18 protein-coding genes are annotated in these 18,555 nt (G+C 65.2%); 8 read left to right on the top strand and 10 right to left on the bottom strand.

Translation table 11 applies throughout. The annotated features are described in order from the left end of the window. Positions 1-7: 7 nt before the first annotated feature. Genes egtC through egtA form a run of 3 tightly spaced genes read right to left on the bottom strand, consistent with a single transcriptional unit; the run spans position 8 to position 3,300 of the window. Positions 8-742 carry an ergothioneine biosynthesis protein EgtC gene (gene egtC / locus J1M87_RS14665; RefSeq protein ID WP_206490126.1) on the bottom strand — a complete coding sequence of 245 codons (735 nt, stop codon included), beginning with the start codon at positions 740-742 and terminating at the stop codon, positions 8-10. Further along, positions 743-2,047 (bottom strand): ergothioneine biosynthesis protein EgtB, encoded by a 1,305-nt coding sequence (gene egtB / locus J1M87_RS14660; RefSeq protein WP_206490125.1) that lies wholly within the window; start codon positions 2,045-2,047, stop codon positions 743-745. Beyond that, positions 2,044-3,300: an ergothioneine biosynthesis glutamate--cysteine ligase EgtA gene (gene egtA, locus J1M87_RS14655; RefSeq protein ID WP_206490124.1), complete on the bottom strand. Its 1,257-nt coding sequence runs from the start codon at positions 3,298-3,300 to the stop codon at positions 2,044-2,046. The genes egtB and egtA overlap by 4 nt, the downstream gene beginning before the upstream one ends. 157 nt (positions 3,301-3,457) lie before the next feature. Between egtA and J1M87_RS14650 the strand changes: the two genes are divergently transcribed. Continuing rightward, positions 3,458-4,627: an aminotransferase class V-fold PLP-dependent enzyme gene (locus J1M87_RS14650; RefSeq protein ID WP_206490123.1), complete on the top strand. Its 1,170-nt coding sequence runs from the start codon at positions 3,458-3,460 to the stop codon at positions 4,625-4,627. Here J1M87_RS14650 and J1M87_RS14645 read toward each other — a convergent pair. Further along, on the bottom strand, positions 4,570-5,517 hold the full coding sequence (locus J1M87_RS14645) for a DMT family transporter (RefSeq protein WP_206490122.1): 948 nt from the start codon (positions 5,515-5,517) through the stop codon (positions 4,570-4,572). The two genes, J1M87_RS14650 and J1M87_RS14645, sit on opposite strands and share 58 nt — an antisense overlap. Positions 5,518-5,590: 73 nt before the next feature. On the opposite strand from J1M87_RS14645, the gene J1M87_RS14640 reads away from it, so the two are divergent. From J1M87_RS14640 to pth, 3 genes are all read left to right on the top strand, one after another. Beyond that, a complete protein-coding gene (locus J1M87_RS14640) occupies positions 5,591-6,187 on the top strand; it encodes a TetR/AcrR family transcriptional regulator (protein ID WP_206490121.1) in 597 nt (198 codons plus the stop codon). 196 nt (positions 6,188-6,383) lie between these two features. Then, a complete protein-coding gene (locus J1M87_RS14635; protein ID WP_206490120.1) occupies positions 6,384-7,031 on the top strand; it encodes a 50S ribosomal protein L25/general stress protein Ctc in 648 nt (215 codons plus the stop codon). An 87-nt stretch (positions 7,032-7,118) separates the two neighbouring features. Further along, positions 7,119-7,706, top strand: a complete 588-nt coding sequence (pth, locus tag J1M87_RS14630) for an aminoacyl-tRNA hydrolase (protein ID WP_206490119.1) — start codon at positions 7,119-7,121, stop codon at positions 7,704-7,706. Between the two features lie 91 nt (positions 7,707-7,797). Here the strand turns inward: pth and J1M87_RS14625 are convergent, their stop codons facing one another. Then, on the bottom strand, positions 7,798-9,432 hold the full coding sequence (locus tag J1M87_RS14625) for a fatty acyl-AMP ligase (RefSeq protein ID WP_206490118.1): 1,635 nt from the start codon (positions 9,430-9,432) through the stop codon (positions 7,798-7,800). Positions 9,433-9,683: 251 nt separating this feature from the next. On the opposite strand from J1M87_RS14625, the gene J1M87_RS14620 reads away from it, so the two are divergent. Both J1M87_RS14620 and pnuC read left to right on the top strand, forming a co-directional pair. Beyond that, positions 9,684-11,276, top strand: coding sequence for a peptide chain release factor 3 (locus J1M87_RS14620; protein ID WP_307830833.1), 1,593 nt, complete (start codon positions 9,684-9,686; stop codon positions 11,274-11,276). A gap of 24 nt (positions 11,277-11,300) precedes the next feature. Continuing rightward, a complete protein-coding gene (pnuC, locus tag J1M87_RS14615) occupies positions 11,301-11,954 on the top strand; it encodes a nicotinamide riboside transporter PnuC (protein ID WP_206490116.1) in 654 nt (217 codons plus the stop codon). A 164-nt stretch (positions 11,955-12,118) separates the two neighbouring features. Here the strand turns inward: pnuC and J1M87_RS28680 are convergent, their stop codons facing one another. Next, positions 12,119-12,343, bottom strand: coding sequence for a hypothetical protein (locus J1M87_RS28680; protein WP_241256957.1), 225 nt, complete (start codon positions 12,341-12,343; stop codon positions 12,119-12,121). A 70-nt stretch (positions 12,344-12,413) separates the two neighbouring features. Here J1M87_RS28680 and J1M87_RS28675 point away from each other — a divergent pair, with 70 nt between their 5' ends. Continuing rightward, on the top strand, positions 12,414-12,767 hold the full coding sequence (locus J1M87_RS28675) for a hypothetical protein (protein WP_241256956.1): 354 nt from the start codon (positions 12,414-12,416) through the stop codon (positions 12,765-12,767). An 11-nt stretch (positions 12,768-12,778) separates the two neighbouring features. Here the strand turns inward: J1M87_RS28675 and J1M87_RS14605 are convergent, their stop codons facing one another. From J1M87_RS14605 to J1M87_RS14590, 4 genes are all read right to left on the bottom strand, one after another. Continuing rightward, positions 12,779-13,774 (bottom strand): enoyl-CoA hydratase/isomerase family protein, encoded by a 996-nt coding sequence (locus J1M87_RS14605; protein ID WP_206490114.1) that lies wholly within the window; start codon positions 13,772-13,774, stop codon positions 12,779-12,781. 46 nt (positions 13,775-13,820) lie between these two features. Next, positions 13,821-14,504: a DUF4166 domain-containing protein gene (locus tag J1M87_RS14600; RefSeq protein WP_206490113.1), complete on the bottom strand. Its 684-nt coding sequence runs from the start codon at positions 14,502-14,504 to the stop codon at positions 13,821-13,823. 113 nt (positions 14,505-14,617) lie between these two features. After that, positions 14,618-16,414: an ABC-F family ATP-binding cassette domain-containing protein gene (locus J1M87_RS14595; protein WP_206490112.1), complete on the bottom strand. Its 1,797-nt coding sequence runs from the start codon at positions 16,412-16,414 to the stop codon at positions 14,618-14,620. Further along, the gene (locus J1M87_RS14590) at positions 16,414-17,349 is read right to left on the bottom strand and encodes a 4-(cytidine 5'-diphospho)-2-C-methyl-D-erythritol kinase (RefSeq protein WP_206490111.1); all 936 of its coding nucleotides are present in this window, start codon (positions 17,347-17,349) and stop codon (positions 16,414-16,416) included. The genes J1M87_RS14595 and J1M87_RS14590 overlap by 1 nt, the downstream gene beginning before the upstream one ends. Positions 17,350-17,564: 215 nt before the next feature. Here J1M87_RS14590 and J1M87_RS14585 point away from each other — a divergent pair, with 215 nt between their 5' ends. Then, on the top strand, positions 17,565-18,554 hold the full coding sequence (locus J1M87_RS14585) for a YafY family protein (protein WP_206490110.1): 990 nt from the start codon (positions 17,565-17,567) through the stop codon (positions 18,552-18,554). The last annotated feature ends 1 nt before the right edge of the window (position 18,555 follow it).

Raw genomic sequence — 18,555 nt, 5'->3', positions numbered from 1 at the left:
CGATGGGCTACAGGCGGGAGACAGTGACATCGGTTCTCGTGGCGACAACCATGCGTCGATCATCGACGGGGGTCCAGTCCGGATGACCGTCGAGGGGCTCGGACGCAACGATGACCGCTTCTTCGGTTCGCCGCACGGACAGCGAGTGATAGGCCGCTGTGGCGTACAGGGTCTCGCCATCGCCGAGCAGCAGGTTCAATCTGGCATCCGGTGACTTCGCCTCGACGCGTTGAACCAGAATCCGGAGAGCCGACTCGGGATCGTGGGTACGCAGCAGGTTCTGCAACACGACCCACAGGGCGGCGGCATCGGTGGGCGCGGGCAATGCCAAGGCGTCGATCGGCGGTACCTCCGACCACAATTCGGCCATCGAGTGCGGCCAGCCGAACACCACACCGTTGTGGCTGAACGCCCATCGGCCGTCGGTGAACGGAGCACAGGCGCTGCGCTCGACCGGCATGCCGACCGTTGCCGAACGCACCGCGGCGATCACCGCCCCCGACCGGATCTGACGCAAGGCGTCGTCGACCGCAGGGTCGGTCCAGATCGGCATCGGATTGCGATAGCTGTGCGCGGCTCGGTCGCCGTCCCACCAAGCGACACCGAATCCATCGGCATTGATGGTGCCACCGCCACGCATCTCGCTCGGCGCGTAGGACTGGGCCCGCAGCGAATGGTCACCCTCGGTCAGCAGCGCCCCCACCGAGGTGTCCACCCCCAGGTACCCGAGATGTCGGCACATTCAGCTGTGCTCCACGTCGCGAGCCAACCTGAATCCGCTGAAGATCTGCCGCCTGATCGGATGATCCCAGTTGCGGAACGTGCCCCGGCACGCCACCTCGTCGGTGCCGAAGGATCCGCCGCGCAACACCTTGTAGTCCCCGCGCAGAAACACCTCGGAGTACTCGGGGTACGGGAACGCCTCGAACCCGGGATACGGCTCGAAATCCGAGGACGTCCACTCCCACACGTCGCCGATGAGCTGATGCACGCCCGCCGCAGACGCACCGACCGGGTACGCGCCCACATCTGCTGGTTCGAGGTGACGCTGATTCAGATTCGCATGCGCCGCAGTGGGTTCGGCATCGCCCCACGGGTAGGCGCGGCTGGTTCGCGTCTCGGAGTCGAACCGCGCCGCCTTCTCCCACTCCGCCTCCGTCGGCAGCCGCTTGCCTGCCCAGCGGGCGTACGCATCGGCCTCGAACCAACTCACGTGCACCACCGGTTGCCGGGTTCGCACCGGCCTGCGCACCCCGAAGCTCCGACGCCACCACGTGCCGTCCGAATCGCACTCCCAGAACTGCGGAGCAGTCAGGTCGGCGTCGAGGCGATGCTGCCAGCCCCTCTCGGACCAGAGTTCGCGGCGTTCGTAACCACCGTCGGCGATGAATGTCATGAACTGCCCGTTGGTGATCGGGGCTCGGTCGATCGCGAAGGTCGGCACATGCACGACATGAGCAGGCCGCTCGTTGTCCAGTGCCCACGGGTCGAGCGAGGTCCCCATCGAGAACGGGCCACCGGCGATGACCGCCTCGCCCGATACCGGCACCTCCGAGTCCGGCGGAGCAGGAGCCGTCAGAACCGCAGGCCCTGAACGCAATTGATGGGTCGCGAGCATCGTCTCGTCGTGCTGCTGCTCGTGCTGAGCGATCATGCCGAACGCGAAGCCGTGCTTCTCCACCGGCCTACCCTCGAAAGTGCTGTGGTCGAGCACATCCCAGGCCTTGTCGCGAACGGTCTGGACGTAGACACGCGCCTCCTCCGGAGTGAGCAACGGCAGCGAGGTGCGTGACGAACGCGAGTGCTTGAATGCGTCGTACAGCTCGTCGATATCGGGACGCACGGGGTCACGGCCACCGACGTCGCGAACGAGCCAGAGCTCCTCCTGGCTCCCGATGTGGGCGAGATCCCAGACCAGCGGACTCATCAGCGGCGAGTGCTGCGCCATCAGTTCGGTCTCGTCGATGCAGTCGGTGAGCGCAGCACTGCGGTTTCGACTTCGCACGAGGACCGTCTCGATCCGGTTCCTGAGTTGTTCGGGGCTCACACCGATTCCTTTCGACTCTCGAATGCTGCCGACCTCGCGTCGAACTCGCTGGGCGGCAGGCCGGAACGGCACCGGCGGGACGCGGCCGACAGTTGCTCGGCGTACTCGCCGCTGGGCTCCGCCGCGAGGTTCAGCAATTCGGTTGCAGCCGTGCGCAGATCGCGATCCGCGAGTCCGACGCGGGCCGCGTCGAGCCACCGCCCGGCCGTCTCGGCACCGATCTCGGTGGCACGGGCCACGAGTTGTGGAGTGGACAACAACGCCTCGAATGCCGCCGCGGGAACCGCCCATTGCCCGTCCGGTTGAGCATCGAGATAGCGGATCTCGAGGTGCCCGCAGGCCCGCACCGGGGGGAACAAGGTGGTTAGGTGATAATCGAGATCGCCGTACGTGGGCGGCCGTCCCACGACATCGGGATCATCGAGCCAGTGCGCGAACGTCGTCCCCGCGGGTGCTTCCCAATTCTGCGTGACGCCCTGTATGCACAACAGCGGAACGTCGAGCGCCCACCGCGCATACTCGGCGATCGGATCTGCAGTATCGGAGGCGATCGTTCTGGTGGAATCGGTTCTACTGGAATCGAGTTCGAGCCAGGTCCGCATCCGCTGGGATACCCAGTTCCCGGCAGGCGCGCCAGCGAGCTTCGGAGAACGCGCGAACGCGGCCACGAACGCCGGGCCGATGACGTGGAGCATGCGCCACCGCGCGCCGATCTCGGCCCGATCACGACCGGCGTCGACGCTGACCTGCGCCGCAGCGGTACTGCACATCATCAGTTTGCCGTAAGGGCCGATGGTGGTGAACCGAGTCTCCATCGCGCAGTACCGCGGCAATGTGAGCAGTCGCTCGGGAGCGCGATCGCCATCGGCCGCAGCGGCGAGGATCGTGATGCCGGCATCGGCAAGCAGGTCGTGCAACAACCGCGAATCGGCGTCGAGCATCGGTTCGAGACGAGAAACGGATGTACAAGGCGAACTGGACAATTCGACTTGGCCGCCGGGTTCGACGGTGACGATACTTCCGCCCGGCAACGTCAGGGCGGGTGACCGAGGATCGAGGCTGCGTGGGGAGTGGACACCGAGCGCAGCGGACAGAGCAGAGAGCGTGGGTCGCGTTCCGTCATCGAGGGCGGTGAGCCACTCGAGTTCGACGCCGATCAGAGCCGGTGGACCCTGCTTGAAACACACCTTCGATATGTATGCCTCTGCTGCTGGGCGCGAACTCAGCCCGAGGGACTTCTCGTTGGAAGACACTGCCGTTCCTACTTTCCGCACTCAACACGTTCTCTGCTTCCGAACGTACCCAGCTGCGAGGATCGAAAACGCGGTGATCCCGCCTCCGATCGAGGCTACCGATTGTGGAACCCTGATGCCCGAGAGTTTGTGCCTGATCCACGAGTAAGGACAATCGATGCTCGATCACGACCGCATTCGCCGCGATACCCCTGGGTCGTCGGGTCGAGTATTTCTCGACAGCGCCGGGTCCTCGCTTCCCCCCACCGTCGTTGTCGACACCGCCGTCGCGCACCTGCGTCGGGAAGCAGAAATCGGTGGCTACTCCGCCGCGGCCGAACGAGCGACCGAGCTCGCTGCCGTCAAGACCTCGATCGGAACCTTGATCGGAGCGCAGGCGTCGAGCATTGCACTGTCCGATTCTGCGACGCGCGCCTGGACCGATTTCTTCTACTCCGTGCCGCTGGCACCCGGTGACCGAATCCTGCTGTGCGAGGCCGAATATGCCAGCAACGCGATCTCCGCTCTACACCGCGCCGAGGTCACCGGAGCGACCGTCGAGGTGATTGCGAGCGACGAGTCGGGGCAAATCGACGTCCGGGCCCTGGAGGGGATGCTCGATGATCGCGTGAAACTGATCTCGGTGGTGCACGCGCCCACCAACGGTGGGCTGGTCAACCCCGCCCGCGCCATCGCAGACCTCGCCCACCGACACGGCGCACTGGTCTTGCTCGACGCCTGCCAATCCATCGGGCAGCTGCGCGTCGACGTCGAGGAACTCGGTGTCGACGCTCTGTCGGCCACCGGTCGCAAATGGCTCCGCGGGCCCCGCGGAACAGGATTTCTGTATGTGCGTCCTGGATTGGCGTCGACGCTGCATCCCCCGGCGCTGGACCTGCACAGCGCGCAGTGGATCGACGCGCAGAGGTATCGCATGGCCGACGACGCCACACGATTCGAGTTCTGGGAATGCGATGTGGCCGCCAGGCTGGCACTCGGTGCTGCCGTCGACTATCTGCTCGAACTCGGCATCGATCAGGTCGAGCAGGCCGTGGTCGAGCGTGCCGAATACCTGCGCACCGGGCTCAGGAGGATCCCCGGAGTGACCGTGCGCGATCTCGGTGACCGCAAGAGCGGCATCGTCTCGTTCACCGTGGACGGTGAGGAGCCAGAGGCTGTTCGCGACCGGCTGGGAGAGCAGGGTGTGAGCGTGCGAGTGAGTTACCGCAGTTCGACGCGGCTGGACATGACGGACCGGGGATTGGACTCCGTCGTCCGCGCATCTGCGCACTACTTCGTCACCTTCGCCGAACTGGACACGATGCTCGCTGCGCTGGCAGGTGAGTGACAGGGGTTGCGATCGGCACTTCCGCTCACCTGGGGTCTGCGCAGGAACAGCGCGACCCCGACGGCCGAGACCATCAGTCCGGCGACTCCGAACCAGGTGATCGCGTCGCCGAACATGAGCCAGGCCCACAGCATCGTCGTCGGCGGCGTGAGGTAGAGCAGCACGCTGGCGCGGGTGGGTCCACTACGGCGCACCACGTACAAGAACGCGCCGTACGCCCCGAAGGTCGACAGCACGACCGTCCAGACGATGGCCGCCCCGAAACCACCCGTCATCGGTGGCGCTGCATCTCCCGCCAGCACGCTCCAGGTCATGAAACTCACCGCACTGACCGAACATTGGATGGCCATCGACAGTGCGATCGGCTCCTTCGGTGCCAGTGTTCGCTGGCCGATGGTTCCCGCTGACAACGCCAGCATTCCGGCGACCGGTAGCAGATAGACCGGCCAAGAGAGACCGGCAGCAGACAGGTCGCCGGCCACGACGATCGAGACTCCCGCGACTCCGACGAGCAGCCCGAGCACCTGCACTCGCCCGATGCGATCGCCGAAGACTCTGCTCGACGCCACCGCGACCACCAGCGGCTGCAGCGCCGCGATCAACGCGGCGACTCCGGGCGGCACGCCCATCCCGATGCCGGTGATGGTGGCACCGAGGTACAGGACCTGGCAGAGCAGGCCGATGATCGTGTGGATTCGGATGGCGTGCCAGGTCGGTCTCAGCTGCCGGTACCAACACCAGGCGACGAGCAGCACCGCAGCTGCGGAGTAGCGCCAGGCCAGCAGTGTGTGCGCGGGCGCTTCGGCCGTGCCGAGCTCGGCACCGATGAACCCGGAACTCCACAGCACCACCAGGGCTGTTCCCGCGACGGCGTCGACGTTTGCTTTCATGAGCAGATGTAAATATACAGGTCTGTATACTCGCAGTGCACCCCTGACTGACCAGCGCTTTCGAAAGGCAACCATGCTCGACAAGCCACTCACCCCCGCCGGCGAACGCATCCTCACCGTCGCCAGCGAGTTGTTCTATGCCCACGGAATCCGGGCCGTCGGCGTCGACCTCATCGCCGAGGAAGCCGGTACCACCAAGAAAACCCTGTACGACCGCTTCGGCTCCAAGGACGGCCTGGTGCAGCACTATCTCGCTCGTCGATACCGACTGTGGTGCGAGCACGTCACGCAGTACGTCGACACCCTCGAACCCGGCCCTACCCGCATCCTCGGGGTGTACGACGCACTCGATGCCTGGATGCGCGGCAACCGTCGCGGCTGCGGGTTCGTCAACGCATTCGCAGAGTTCGGCGGCACCGACAGCCCCGTACTCGCGATCATCGAATCCGAGAAGGCGTGGACCAGATCATTGTTTGCTCGGCTGGCGACGGAGGCCGGATACCCCGATGCAGAAGACCTGGGAACCCGGTTGTCGTTGTTGCACGAAGGTGCCGTCGTGATGGGGACCGCAGGGGGACGAGACGATGCGATCGCGGTGGCGCGGTCGGTGGCTGCCGACCTGCTCGCTGCGCTCGCAATGGCACGCGTAGGTGCCCCAGGGGGCACATAACCAAGCCACTGCGCAGCATCGTGTATTGTCTTCCAGGTTGTCTCGGCGAGGGTAGATCCACGATTTCCGGATCCACCGTTATCGACGCGGCTCGGCCCCGTTGGCCGCGCTCGTACGTGTCCGCCCCGACGAGCTTGACCGCCCGACGAAGTAGCCGCACGAACCACAGATCACAGCAATCAGGAGCAGTAGCACCATGGCATCGAAGGTAAACAATCTCACCGCGCAGGTCCGCACCGAATTCGGCAAGGGTGCCGCTCGCCGCGCACGTCGCGACGGCCTCGTCCCCGCCGTTCTGTACGGACACGCCACCGATCCCCGCCACCTCGCTCTCGACGCGCGCGAGTTCGCAGCCGTGCTCCGTAACAGCGGAACCAACGCTGTGCTGACACTCGACATCGCAGGTGCCGAGCAAGTCGCACTGACCAAGTCGGTCGTCGTGCACCCGATCCGTCGCACCATCGAGCACGCCGATCTCCTCGTCCTGAAGAAGGGCGAGCGCGTCACCGTCGAGGTCAACGTCGTCGTCGAGGGCGACGCCGCTCCCGGCACGCTGGTTACCGTCGACTCCACCTACGTCGAGATCGAAGCCGACGCCCTGGAAATCCCGGAGTCCATCACCGTCTCCGTCGAGGATGCCGAGATCGGCACGCAGATCACCGCCGGTGACCTGCAGCTCGGCGACGGCGTCGTGCTGATCTCCGATGCGGAGCTTCTGCTCGTCAACGTCGTCGAGGCACCGTCCGAGGACGAGCTCGAGGCAGAGGGCGAAGGCACCGAGCCTGTCTCCGAGACCGGCGAGGCCGAGACCCAGGAAGAAGCAGCGTCTTCTGACGAGAGCTGATTCCACCCCAGCACGTACAACGGCGCGCCGTCTCCCCCGGGAGCGGCGCGCCGTTCGTTTCGAAGGCGTGATGAGACAATCGAGACCGTGAGTGTTGACCCCGAAGCGCCTGCCCTGATCATCGGGCTGGGCAATCCCGGCCCACAGTACGAAAAGACCCGCCACAACGTGGGTTTCATGGTCGCCGACGCGCTTGCCGGACGCGTCGGGTCGACGTTCTCCTCGCACAAGAAGTCCAACTCCGACATCGTGCAGGCCCGCCTGGGCGCTCGCTCCGTGGTCGTCGCCAAGCCGCGCACGTTCATGAATCTCTCGGGCCAACCGGTGGCGGCGTTGGCGCGCTTCTTCTCCATCGAACCGGCGAACATCGTGGTGGTCCACGACGAATTGGACATCGACTTCGGCTCTCTCCGACTCAAACTCGGCGGCGGCGAGGGCGGCCACAACGGACTGCGCTCGATCTCCCAGCACCTGAGCACCAAGGACTACCTGCGGGTTCGCGTCGGCGTCGGGCGGCCACCCGGCCGAATGGATCCGGCGTCGTTCGTCCTCAAGCCGTTCTCCGCAGCCGAGCGCAAAGACCTCGGCGTCGTCGTCGAAGAAGCTGCCGATGCCGCAGAGCTACTGCTCTCGGCCGGCCTCGAAGCAGCGCAGAACAGGGTGCACCCACGCTGAACCTCACACCCCTGTTGTGAGGTGCGCGCCCGTTCTCGCCACCGAACACACGCGCGCACCCGGCACAAAGGGTGTGAGGTCTCCAGCCGCGTCAGTTCAGCAGCGACGCCGAGTTTGCTCGTCGCAGTTTGCCGCTCGATGTCTTCGGAATACTGCCCGGCCCGAGCACGGCGACGGTACGCGGCCGCACCCCCACCTCCGAGTGCACCGCGTGGACCACCTCACGTTCGATGCGTTTGACCTCGTCCGGATTGCCGATGTCGTTGGTTTCCACTGCCACAGCGAAGCTTTCGCGCTTGTCCCCGGCATCGAGCCGAATCGCGACGGCATTTCCCGGTCGCACACCCGCGACGGTGCCTGCAGCCCGTTCGATGTCGGTGGGATAGATGTTGCGGCCACCCATGATGATGACGTCCTTGATACGTCCGCACACCACCACCAGTTCGTCCTCGGTGATGTAGCCGACGTCGCCGGTATCGAGCCAGCCGTCCTCGTCGAGAGTCGAGACCGGACCGTCGACGGTGATGTATCCGGGCGTGACCGCCTTACCCCGCACCTCGATGATGCCGACGCCGCGAGCGGTGAGCACCTGCCCCTCCTTGTCCACGACACGGCCCTCGAGACCGGGAACGAATTTGCCGAGAGTGGCGAGGGATCTGGTGTTTCCCCGGGTAGAGGGGACAGCGCGCCCCAATGTCTCGAGCAGGTCCGCGTCGACCACGTCGATCACCTGCCCCCGCCCCGGATCCGGAATCGACACCGCAAGAGTCGTTTCCGCCATCCCGTACACCGGTGCCAGCGCGAGCGGATCGAGCTTGTATGCAGCGCCTGCCTCGGCCAGCGAGATCATGGTCTCCGGATCGACCGGTTCGGCTCCGTTCCAGGCATACCGCAGCGTCGACAGGTCCAGATCCAGATCGTCCTCGGCCTGACGCAGTCTCCGGGCGAGCAACGAGTACGCGAAATTCGGTGCCGCCGTGACGGTTCCGCGATACTTGTGAATGAGCTTGGCCCACAACAGCGGGGAGCGCAGGAAGTCCAGGGGCGTGATGCTGACGACCTCGGCACCGACCTGCATCGGCACCGACAGGAAACCCACCATCCCCATGTCGTGGAACAGCGGCAGCCAACTGACCATCACATCGGAATCGACGTCGAACTCGATGCGATCGATCATGGCGTATGCATTGACGTAGAAGTTCTCGTGCGTGATCCGTACCGCTTTCGGCGAACCGGTTGAACCGGATGTGAGCTGCTGCAACGCGATATCGGACTCGGCCGTCGGTACCGGATCGATGTCGCGACCGGTCTTCATGTCCGCTATCGAGAGCACCGTGATGCCGCGCTCCGCGAGCACCGGAGCGGCGATGTCGAACGGGGGCCCGAGGATCACCGCCTTGGCCGCGATCATCCGCACCACGGTTTCGGTGTCCGCGCCCCACACGGCCAGATCCGTTCGCGGTGTCGGCTGATGCAGCATCGTCACCGATCCCCCGCGCATCCACGTCGCCTGGCACGCAGGCGCGATGTCCACGGGCTGGCCCGCCAGAATGCCGATGGCATCTCCGTGTTCGACGCCCGCATCGGCCAGAGCACCCGCCATGCGACGCGCCTGCTCGTGAATTTCTCCCCAGGACTGCCGCAGCGCTTCGTCGGGCTCGCCGGTGACCAGACCACGCTTGCTCGAGCTCGCCGTCTCGAACATCTCCTCGGTGAACTTGCTCAACGCGCTTCTCCTCGTGAGGTCAGCCCCGCCCCACCCTTCACACTAGGCAGTCCTGCCCCGATCGCGGGGCACAACAGGCCGCGTATCCTATGAATTCGACCGCCGGATATCTGCCCGATGACCCTTGTCGGTGCAGCCCTTGCCAGAAGAATGAGGTTTCAGTGAGTACCCCGTCCAGTACCCCCGACGTCGATGCAACGCTCGAAGGGTCCGGATCGAACGGCGGCTCGTCTCGGAACCCGGCAACCGAAGTGGAGACCGAGGTCGCCCGACGTCGAACATTTGCGGTGATCTCTCACCCCGACGCAGGCAAGTCGACACTCACCGAGGCCCTCGCACTGCACGCGCGCGTCATTTCCGAGGCCGGTGCCATCCACGGCAAAGCAGGCAGGCGATCGACCGTCTCCGACTGGATGGAAATGGAGAAGGCGCGCGGCATTTCGGTCAGTTCGACCGCACTGCAGTTCAACTATCAAACCTCCCCCGATGTCGAGATCACCAACGTCGTCAACCTCGTCGACACTCCCGGCCACGCCGACTTCTCCGAGGACACCTACCGCGTCCTCACTGCCGTCGACGCAGCCGTGATGCTCATCGACGCAGCGAAGGGCCTCGAACCGCAGACCCTCAAGCTGTTCCAGGTGTGCCGTCAGTTCGGCATTCCGGTCATCACCGTGATCAACAAGTGGGACCGCCCTGGCCAGGCACCCCTCGAACTGCTCGACGAGATCGAGTCACGGATCGGCCTCACCCCGACGCCGCTGTACTGGCCCGTCGGCATCGCAGGCGACTTCCGCGGTCTGCTCGACGTGCGAGACGGCAGCTACATCCGTTTCACTCGCACCGCCGGTGGCGCGACCATCGCACCCGAGGAACTCATGACGGCCGAGGCCGCCGCCGAACGCGAGGGCGTTGACTGGGACACCGCCGTGGAGGAGAGCGATCTGCTGATCTCGAGCGGCCAGCAGCACGATCAGGAAATGTTCCTCGCCGGTCAGACGTCGCCGGTGATCTTCGGCTCGGCGATGCTCAACTTCGGCGTCCGCCAGATCCTCGACACCCTGGTGGCGCTCGCACCCGCGCCGGGACCTCGCGAAGACGCCTCGGGCGGCGAGCGCAAGGTGACCGACCCGTTCAGCGCTGTCGTGTTCAAAGTGCAGGCAGGCATGGACACCGCGCACCGAGACCGACTGGCCTTCATGCGCGTCGTCTCCGGAGTCTTCGAGCGCGGCATGGTCGTCACTCACGCCCAGACCAAGAAGCCGTTCACCACCAAATATGCGCTGACGGTGTTCGGACGCGATCGCACGACCGTCGAGCACGCCTACCCCGGAGACATCGTCGGCCTGGTCAACGCCACCGCACTCGCCCCGGGTCACACGCTCTACACCGACAAGAAGGTCGAGTTCCCGCCGATTCCGTCGTTCGCGCCCGAGCACTTCTCCGCACTGCGGGTCGACAGCGCAGACAAGTACAAGAAGTTCCGCCGCGCCGTCGAGCAACTCGATTCCGAAGGTGTGGTGCAGGTACTGCGCAACGACGTTCGCGGCGACGCGTCGCCGGTCCTCGCGGCCGTCGGTCCGATGCAGTTCGAGGTGGTCACCGCTCGAATGAAGACCGAGTTCGGCGTCGACGCCCGCATGGAACCCCTCGGGTACTCGCTGGCTCGGCGGACCGACGCGGCCTCCGCGGCCGAACTGGGTCGTCAGCGTGGTGTCGAGATCTTCACCCGCACCGACGGCGCGCTTCTGGCACTGGTGAGCGACAAGTGGCGCTTGCAGTACCTCCAGAAGGAGATGCCCGAGCTGACCCTGGAGCCACTCGTCGCCGCCGGCGATCAGTAGCATGCTCTCGCTCGTTGCTGCCTCATGCTGATCGAGCTACTGAACGCCGAATTCAGTGTGTTCGGCCATCCCGTGCTGTGGCGCGAGGTGGTCGGTAACGGCTTCGGGTTGGCCTCGGCAATCGGCGGAATGCGACGCGTCGTCTGGGCATGGCCGGTGGGGATCATCGGAAATGCGTTGCTGTTCACCGTCTTTCTCGGCGGCGTGTTCCATACGCCGCAGGCGCTCGATCTCTACGGTCAAGCAGGACGTCAGTTGATGTTCATCGCCGTGAGTGTCTACGGACTGGTGCGCTGGCTACGAGATTCCAAGCGCACGGGGGCTGCGGTGCTTCCGCGTTGGGCCACGGCGCGTGAGCGGTCGGCAATGCTCGTCGTCGCGGTCGTCGGCACGGTGGTGTTCGCGCAACTGTTCGGCTACCTCGGCTCGTTCGGCAAGTGGGCCGATGCGTGGATCTTCACCGGATCGATGCTGGCGACCTTCGGGATGGCGCGCGGTCTCACCGAGTTCTGGCTGATCTGGATAGCGGTCGACGTGGTGGGCGTTCCCCTGCTGATCGTCGCCGGCTTCTACCCGTCCGCGGTGCTTTATCTGATATATGCGGCGTTCGTGGCCTGGGGTTTCGCGGTGTGGTTCAGGATCCAGAACAAATACATCGGTCAAAAAATGGCGTCTTAAACAATCGTGATGCTACTCTCAGAGTGTCCGAACAAACTTCGAGTACGTTTTCACGTGCTCGACGTCGAGTTGTTCGTTGCGATCGGTACTCGATCGTGACATCTCGGCGCGGAACCACCTGGGAATCACGATGAAGTGGAAGACGACATGACAAAGGGATCGAACTACCCATTGGCCGGGATCAAGGTCGGTGGCGTTCCCGCCCATCGGTTGGCGACGCCATCCAGGTCCGACTCTGCTTCGCCCGCCGGTGCCCGCTCCGATTCTTCGGCGGCAGCCCCCGCCGAGAAGCCGGTCGAGTCCGCTACCACCGAGAAGTCGTCGGTAGCGCCCGCGTCCACCGAGAAGGCGTCCGCAAAAACGCCAACACCAGCAACGTCGTCCGGCACGGAGTCAACGCCTTCCCGCGCGGACCGACGTCTTCCAGAGAAGCCCGCCAAGGAATCGAACGAGGTTGAAGTGACTACAAGCGATCAGATCTCAGAACACGGCCTGCCCACCAACGGCCGCTCCACGTCTCACGGATCCAACTCCAGCTCCTCGCCGACGCTCGGTCGCGGCCAGGCACCGGACCGTCGCACCGCGATGGGCGTCGCATCCGTGCGTATCGCAGGCCGGCTGACGCAGAACGAGCTCGGTAGCCGCACCGGCGACATCCGCACCCCCGACACCTCCGTCGGCCCCGATGAACTGCTGCAGCTCCTCGGCGAGTACCTCGTCTCGGGTGGCCTGCAGAACCCCGAGATCCATGTGCGTTCCAACGGTCAGACCATCGTGCTGGACCTGCAGAACCCGGCCAAGGGTTACCGCTGATCCGCTGACGGTCACAACAACTGCTGGAATGCCTCTGGTCGCACCATCTCGAGTACCAGAGGCTTCCATTGCGGGGCTCGGTCCTTGTCGACCAACACCGCACGCACTCCCTCGGCGAAGTCCGGTTGGTCGATGACCCATGTCGCGACCCGCAGTTCCCGGTCGAGGCATTCACGCAACGTGCTCCGAGCACCATGCGCGATCAAGGCGTCCGTGGCCATCAACGATGTCGGCGACAGTGTCGCAAGCTGGGTCTTGGTCACACGAGACCACGGTGTGTCGCACTGCAAGGCATCGATGATGTCGACGAGCGACTTCCTGTCGAATACCGCTGCCACCGCCTCCGCATCGAACGACAACTCGGTCGCTGGCAATATCGTGTAGCGGCTGAGCACGTCCTCGATATCGGTGCCACCGAGGATCTCCGACTCGAGCGCACCCACTGCGTCGCTCGGGCAGAAGTGCGTGGCCAAACCCAGCGCAAGCGCATCCGATCCGGTGATGCGCGTACCGGTCAAGGCCAGATAGCGCCCGATATGACCGGGAAGCCGCGACAGAAAATAGCTCGATCCCACATCCGGCACGAATCCGATCGCTGTCTCCGGCATCGCCAGCACTGCGTTCTCCGTGACGATCCGAACACTGCCGTGGATCGAGATGCCCAGACCTCCGCCGAACGCCGCCGCGTCGATGACCGAGATGTACGACTTGGGGTAATGCGCAATGATCTCGTCGAGGTCGTACTCCGCTGCGAAATAGCGTGGACCCGCCGCACGATCCCCCTCGACCACAGCCTGCCGAACAGCCTTGATGTCTCCGCCCGCACAGAATGCCCGCGGAGAACTACTCGTCACCAGAACCGATGCAACCGCGTCGTCGTCGCGCCAAGCATCGAGTGCGGCCCGAATACCGTCGATCATGGCACTGTTCAACGAGTTCAGCGCCTCCGGCCGATTCAGGACGATATGCCCCACCCCGCCGACAACCTCGGCTTCGACAACGGCCACTGTTCGCTCCTTCACCCCGCAGATCCTCCGAGGCGTAAGAGTATCGCTATTCGCGAGACTCGACCGATCTCGGACGCGCCTGTTCGGGAACATCTGCCGACCGGCACGGCCGCTCCTCCGCAGTGAACCACCCGCGATACAGAAACAGCTGCCCGAGAACAGGACTCTGCACCTCGATCTCGATGCGATGTCGTTCCTCGGCCGAATCCCACCACTCCCGACCGATCGTCACAGCCGACGCCACCTTCGGTAACTTCGGAGCCACGGGACCGAGCAGAAATCGCGGCACCTCGCTCTCGAGCACCAGGCCGCCCTCGTCGTCCACCCGACACGTGGTGTGCACCACCATGTCCGAGGAGAATCCCAGATAATCCAGGGCATAGGCGTCGGACACGGCGGAGGACACCATCACCGAATTCATCCCTTGCGGACGGCCGGGGAACGCGAAGCGACGCACGAAAGACAAAGTCTCGCGGCCCAATTCGTCGACATACGCATAGTTGGCGATAGTGAACGGCACGTCCTTACCGACACCGGCCGGAAAGAGGCCGCGTGTACGGCCCGCCCACAACAACGGCGGCGGAACCAGACGCGAATGCGTCATCTCCTCCATCACGCCCACCCCGAACTGGGCGAGGTCATCCGAAGACTGCAACCCGAAACGCCACTGCACCTTGGGATGAAGACGGGAAAAATCCGAGCCCAGTACTTTCGCGACGACCGATGCCATGCCTCCAGTATGCGCTGCGCGCATGTGCACGAAACTTCGTAGCGGGGCTGAGAGCCGGGAGTGGAGCCTGCGGAACGACCCTTTTCTCAGTCACGCACATGCGGCGGAGCGGCTCACTCCAACTCGGCAGCCAGTTCCATCCAGCGCTCCTCGGCGACGTCCTTGTCGGCGAGGACCTGCTTGAGTTCGGTGTCGAGCACCACCAGCTTGTCCGGCGCAGTGGCCGCTTCCGCCAGCTCCGCGTGCAATTCGGTCTCCCGCTTGGACAGCCGGACGACGAGCTTCTCGAGCTTGCTGAGCTCTTTGCGAGCAGCACGCTCGGACGCGGCATCACGGGTCGCCTTGCGCGGCACGCTACCGGTGGTCAGTGAATCCGGCGTGGCCTCGGCGGCGAGGACCGCACGTCGACGCAGGTACTCGTCGATGCCGCCGGGCAGGTTGGTGAGCTTGCCGTCGCCGAACAGCGCCCAGGTCGAATCGCAGATGCGCTCGATCAGGTATCGATCGTGGCTGATGACCACCAATGTGCCTGCCCAGCCGTCGAGCAGATCCTCGAGCTGTTGCAAGGTGTCGATGTCGAGATCGTTGGTCGGCTCGTCGAGCAGCAACACGTTGGGCTCGGCCATCAGCACCCGCGTCAGTTGCAGCCGACGCCGCTCACCTCCGGAAAGATCACCGACGGGAGTCCGCTGGCGAGCCGGGGTGAAGCCCAGCCGCTCGGCAAGCTGACCGGCCGATACTTCCTTGTCCCCCAGCGTTATTCGCTCGGCGACTTCCTTCACCGCGTCGAGCACCCGCAGGTTCTTGGGCAGGTCGTCGAGTTCCTGCTTGAGCCAACCGATGCTGACGGTCTGGCCCTGGATGCGCTTGCCCCGAGCCGGCTGCAGCTCTCCGGCGAGGGTGCGCAGCAAAGTCGTCTTGCCGGAGCCGTTGACCCCGACGAGTCCGACGCGCTCCCCCGGTGCCAGCCGCCACGTGAAATCCTTCACCAACTCGCGGCCGTCCGGGGTTTCCAGGCGAGCGTCTTCGAGTTCGATCACGACCTTCCCGAGCCTGCGCTGAGCGAACGACGCCAACGCCACCGAGTCACGGGGTGCAGGCACGTCGGCAATCAGGGCCTCGGCCGCTTCGATGCGGTACTTCGGCTTGGAGGTACGGGCCGGAGCGCCGCGGCGAAGCCACGCCAATTCCTTGCGGGCGAGGTTACGTCGCCGCTCCTCGGACGCGTCCGCCTGGCGGGATCGCTCGGCGCGAGCGAACACCCAGTCGTTGTAGCCACCCTCGTAGGCCTCGACCCCGCCGCCGACCACTTCCCACGTCCGATTGGCGACGGTATCGAGGAACCAGCGATCGTGGGTCACGACCACCAGCGCGCTACGACGGCTGACCAGGTGCGCGGCCAACCACTGCACACCCTCGACATCGAGGTGGTTGGTCGGCTCGTCGAGGACCAGGAGGTCGAGATCCTGAACCAGAGCCGCAGCCAACGCAACTCGTCGACGCTCGCCACCGGAGAGGTTGTCGATCGGCGCGTCGAGCCCCGAACTGCCCGACGGCCCCAGATCGGCGATACCGATACCGGTCAAGATGTTGCGCACCCTCGAATCGCCAGCCCACTCGTGCTCGGCCATACCGAGCGGGTCGAGCACCACCTGGCCGACGGTCGACCCGGGTGGCAGCACACCGCGCTGGGTGACCACCGCCATCCGCAGGCCGTTGACCCGACTGACGCGTCCCGAATCGGGTGGTTCGATGCCGGCGAGAACCTCGAGGGTGGTGGTCTTACCGCCACCGTTGAGACCGACCATGCCGATGCGTTCGCCCTCCTGCACGCCGAGGGAGACACCGTCGAGCAGAGGTTTGACGCCGAAAGACTTGCTGACGTTTTCGAGATTGACGAGATTGACCATCAGGAAGAACCAATCGATTCGCTAGTGACAACGCGAGCACCGGGAACCGGCCCACTCGCAACGCGGACGGTGCGGCACACGCCTGCACCGGACAATTCAGCACTCACCGACACCGCCGCATCGGCATCGGCACACAGGAACGCGCAGGTCGGCCCCGAACCGGACACGATTCCCGCCAACGCGCCCGCGGTGACCCCCGCACGCAATGTCCGACGCAACTGTGGCATCAGCGACACCGCCGCAGCCTGGAGATCGTTGCCGAGCAACGGTGCCAGCGCCCGCGGATCGCCGGAGGCGAGCGCATGCATCAGGTCTTCGGTGCCCCCGAGACGCGGCGGATCGCCCTTGGCCCGCAACTCGTCGAGCTCGTTGTACACCGCAGGCGTCTGCAGACCACCCTTCGCCAATGCCAGCACCCAGTGAAAACTGTTGCGCGAGAGCACCGGAAGCAGCTTCTCACCGCGACCTGTTCCCACAGCGGTGCCGCCGTGCAGCGAGAACGGCACGTCGCTGCCGAGCTCAGCGGCGACCTCGTCCAACTCGTCACGCGACAGGTCCAGGTGCCACATCGAATTGAGCGCGACCAACGCCGCGGCGGCATCGGCACTGCCGCCTGCCATCCCGCCTGCCACCGGAATGCCCTTGTCGATGGTGATCTCGACCAACGGCTCGCGCCCGACTCGACGCCCCAACAGCTCCGCTGCTTTCCACACCAGATTTCGCGAATCCGTGGGAACCACCCTCGCGTCGTCGCCGCGGACCCGCACCGACAGAGCCTTCGCCGGAACGACCGACAGCTCGTCCGAGAGCGAGAGGGCCTGGAACACCGTCGTCAACTCGTGAAAGCCGTCGGGACGCAGGTCACCGACCGACAGATGCAGATTCACCTTCGAGGGGGCCCGAACGACGACGGGTGTGGGAACGACAGACAGCACGGGTAACCACAGTAGTGGAGAAACGAGGCCCGAGTTCACCACCAGGGCGGCCGCCATCGAGTACTCGATGTGACGTTCAGTGGACTGGAGTGGAGCCCGCGGAACGACCATCGAGCACTTTTCGGGGGTCGATGTCACATCGAGTGGACTTCGGTGACGGTGTCGAGTCGAGAAAGCGGACCGAACATGTCCGCATTACGTGGCAGTGTGTCGGCATGAAAGAAACCTCGGCTCGGCTGCTGCGGCTACTGTCTCTGCTCCAGACCCGGCGCGATTGGGCGGGCTCCGAGTTGGCGGAACGACTCGACGTCACTCCTCGGACGCTGCGGCGCGATGTGGACAAGCTGCGTGAGATCGGTTATCCGGTCAATGCGACGCCGGGAGTGGGCGGCGGCTATCAACTCGGCCCCGGTGCCGAGATGCCGCCGTTGCTGCTCGACGACGACGAGGCCCTCGCCGTGGCGTTCGGGTTGCAGTCGGCGGCCGGTGGGTCGGTGGCGGGCATCGGGGAGGCGTCGTTGCGGGCGTTGACGAAGTTGCGTCAGGTGATGCCCTCGCGCATTCGGCATCGACTCGATGCTCTGCGCATCGATGTGGTCGAACGCACCCCGCGCTCGGCGGTGGACGCTTCGGTGCTGTCGACGGTGGCGGCGGTGTGTCACGGGCATGAGCGGCTGCGCTTCGACTACCGCAAGCACGACGGTTCGGAGTCCAGACGCGAGGTGGAGCCGTACAGCCTGGTGCGGGCGGGTGCGCGTTGGTATCTACTGGGCTGGGATGTGCTGCGGGAGGATTGGCGGTCGTATCGGGTGGATCGGCTGGTTCCGAAGATTCCCACGGGTCCTCGGTTCACCCCGCGAGAGTTGCCGGAGGGTGGCGCGGCCGCGTTCGTCTCGAGAGGAATCGATCGGGCATTCGCCGTGGTGCAAGCGAGGATCGCGCTGCACGCCCCTATCGAGACGATCGCGCCGATGGTCGACGAGCAATGGGGCGCACTCGAGACCATCGACGAGAGCACATGTGCTCTGGCGCTCTCGGGTGATTCGCTGCCGTCGATCGCGCGGTGGTTGGCGGCATTCGACACCGATTTCACCGTGCTCGACCCACCGGAGCTGCGCGAGGAGTGCCGACTGGTCGCCGAGCGGCACGCCCGACTGACCGAACGCTATCGTGCGGCGGTTCACGTGCCGGTAACCGGAACGTGAG

It is taken from the genome of Rhodococcus sp. KRD162 (genome assembly GCF_017168335.1).
Classification (GTDB): Bacteria; Actinomycetota; Actinomycetes; order Mycobacteriales; family Mycobacteriaceae; genus Rhodococcoides.
This window is presented reverse-complemented; position numbering and strand designations above follow the sequence as displayed.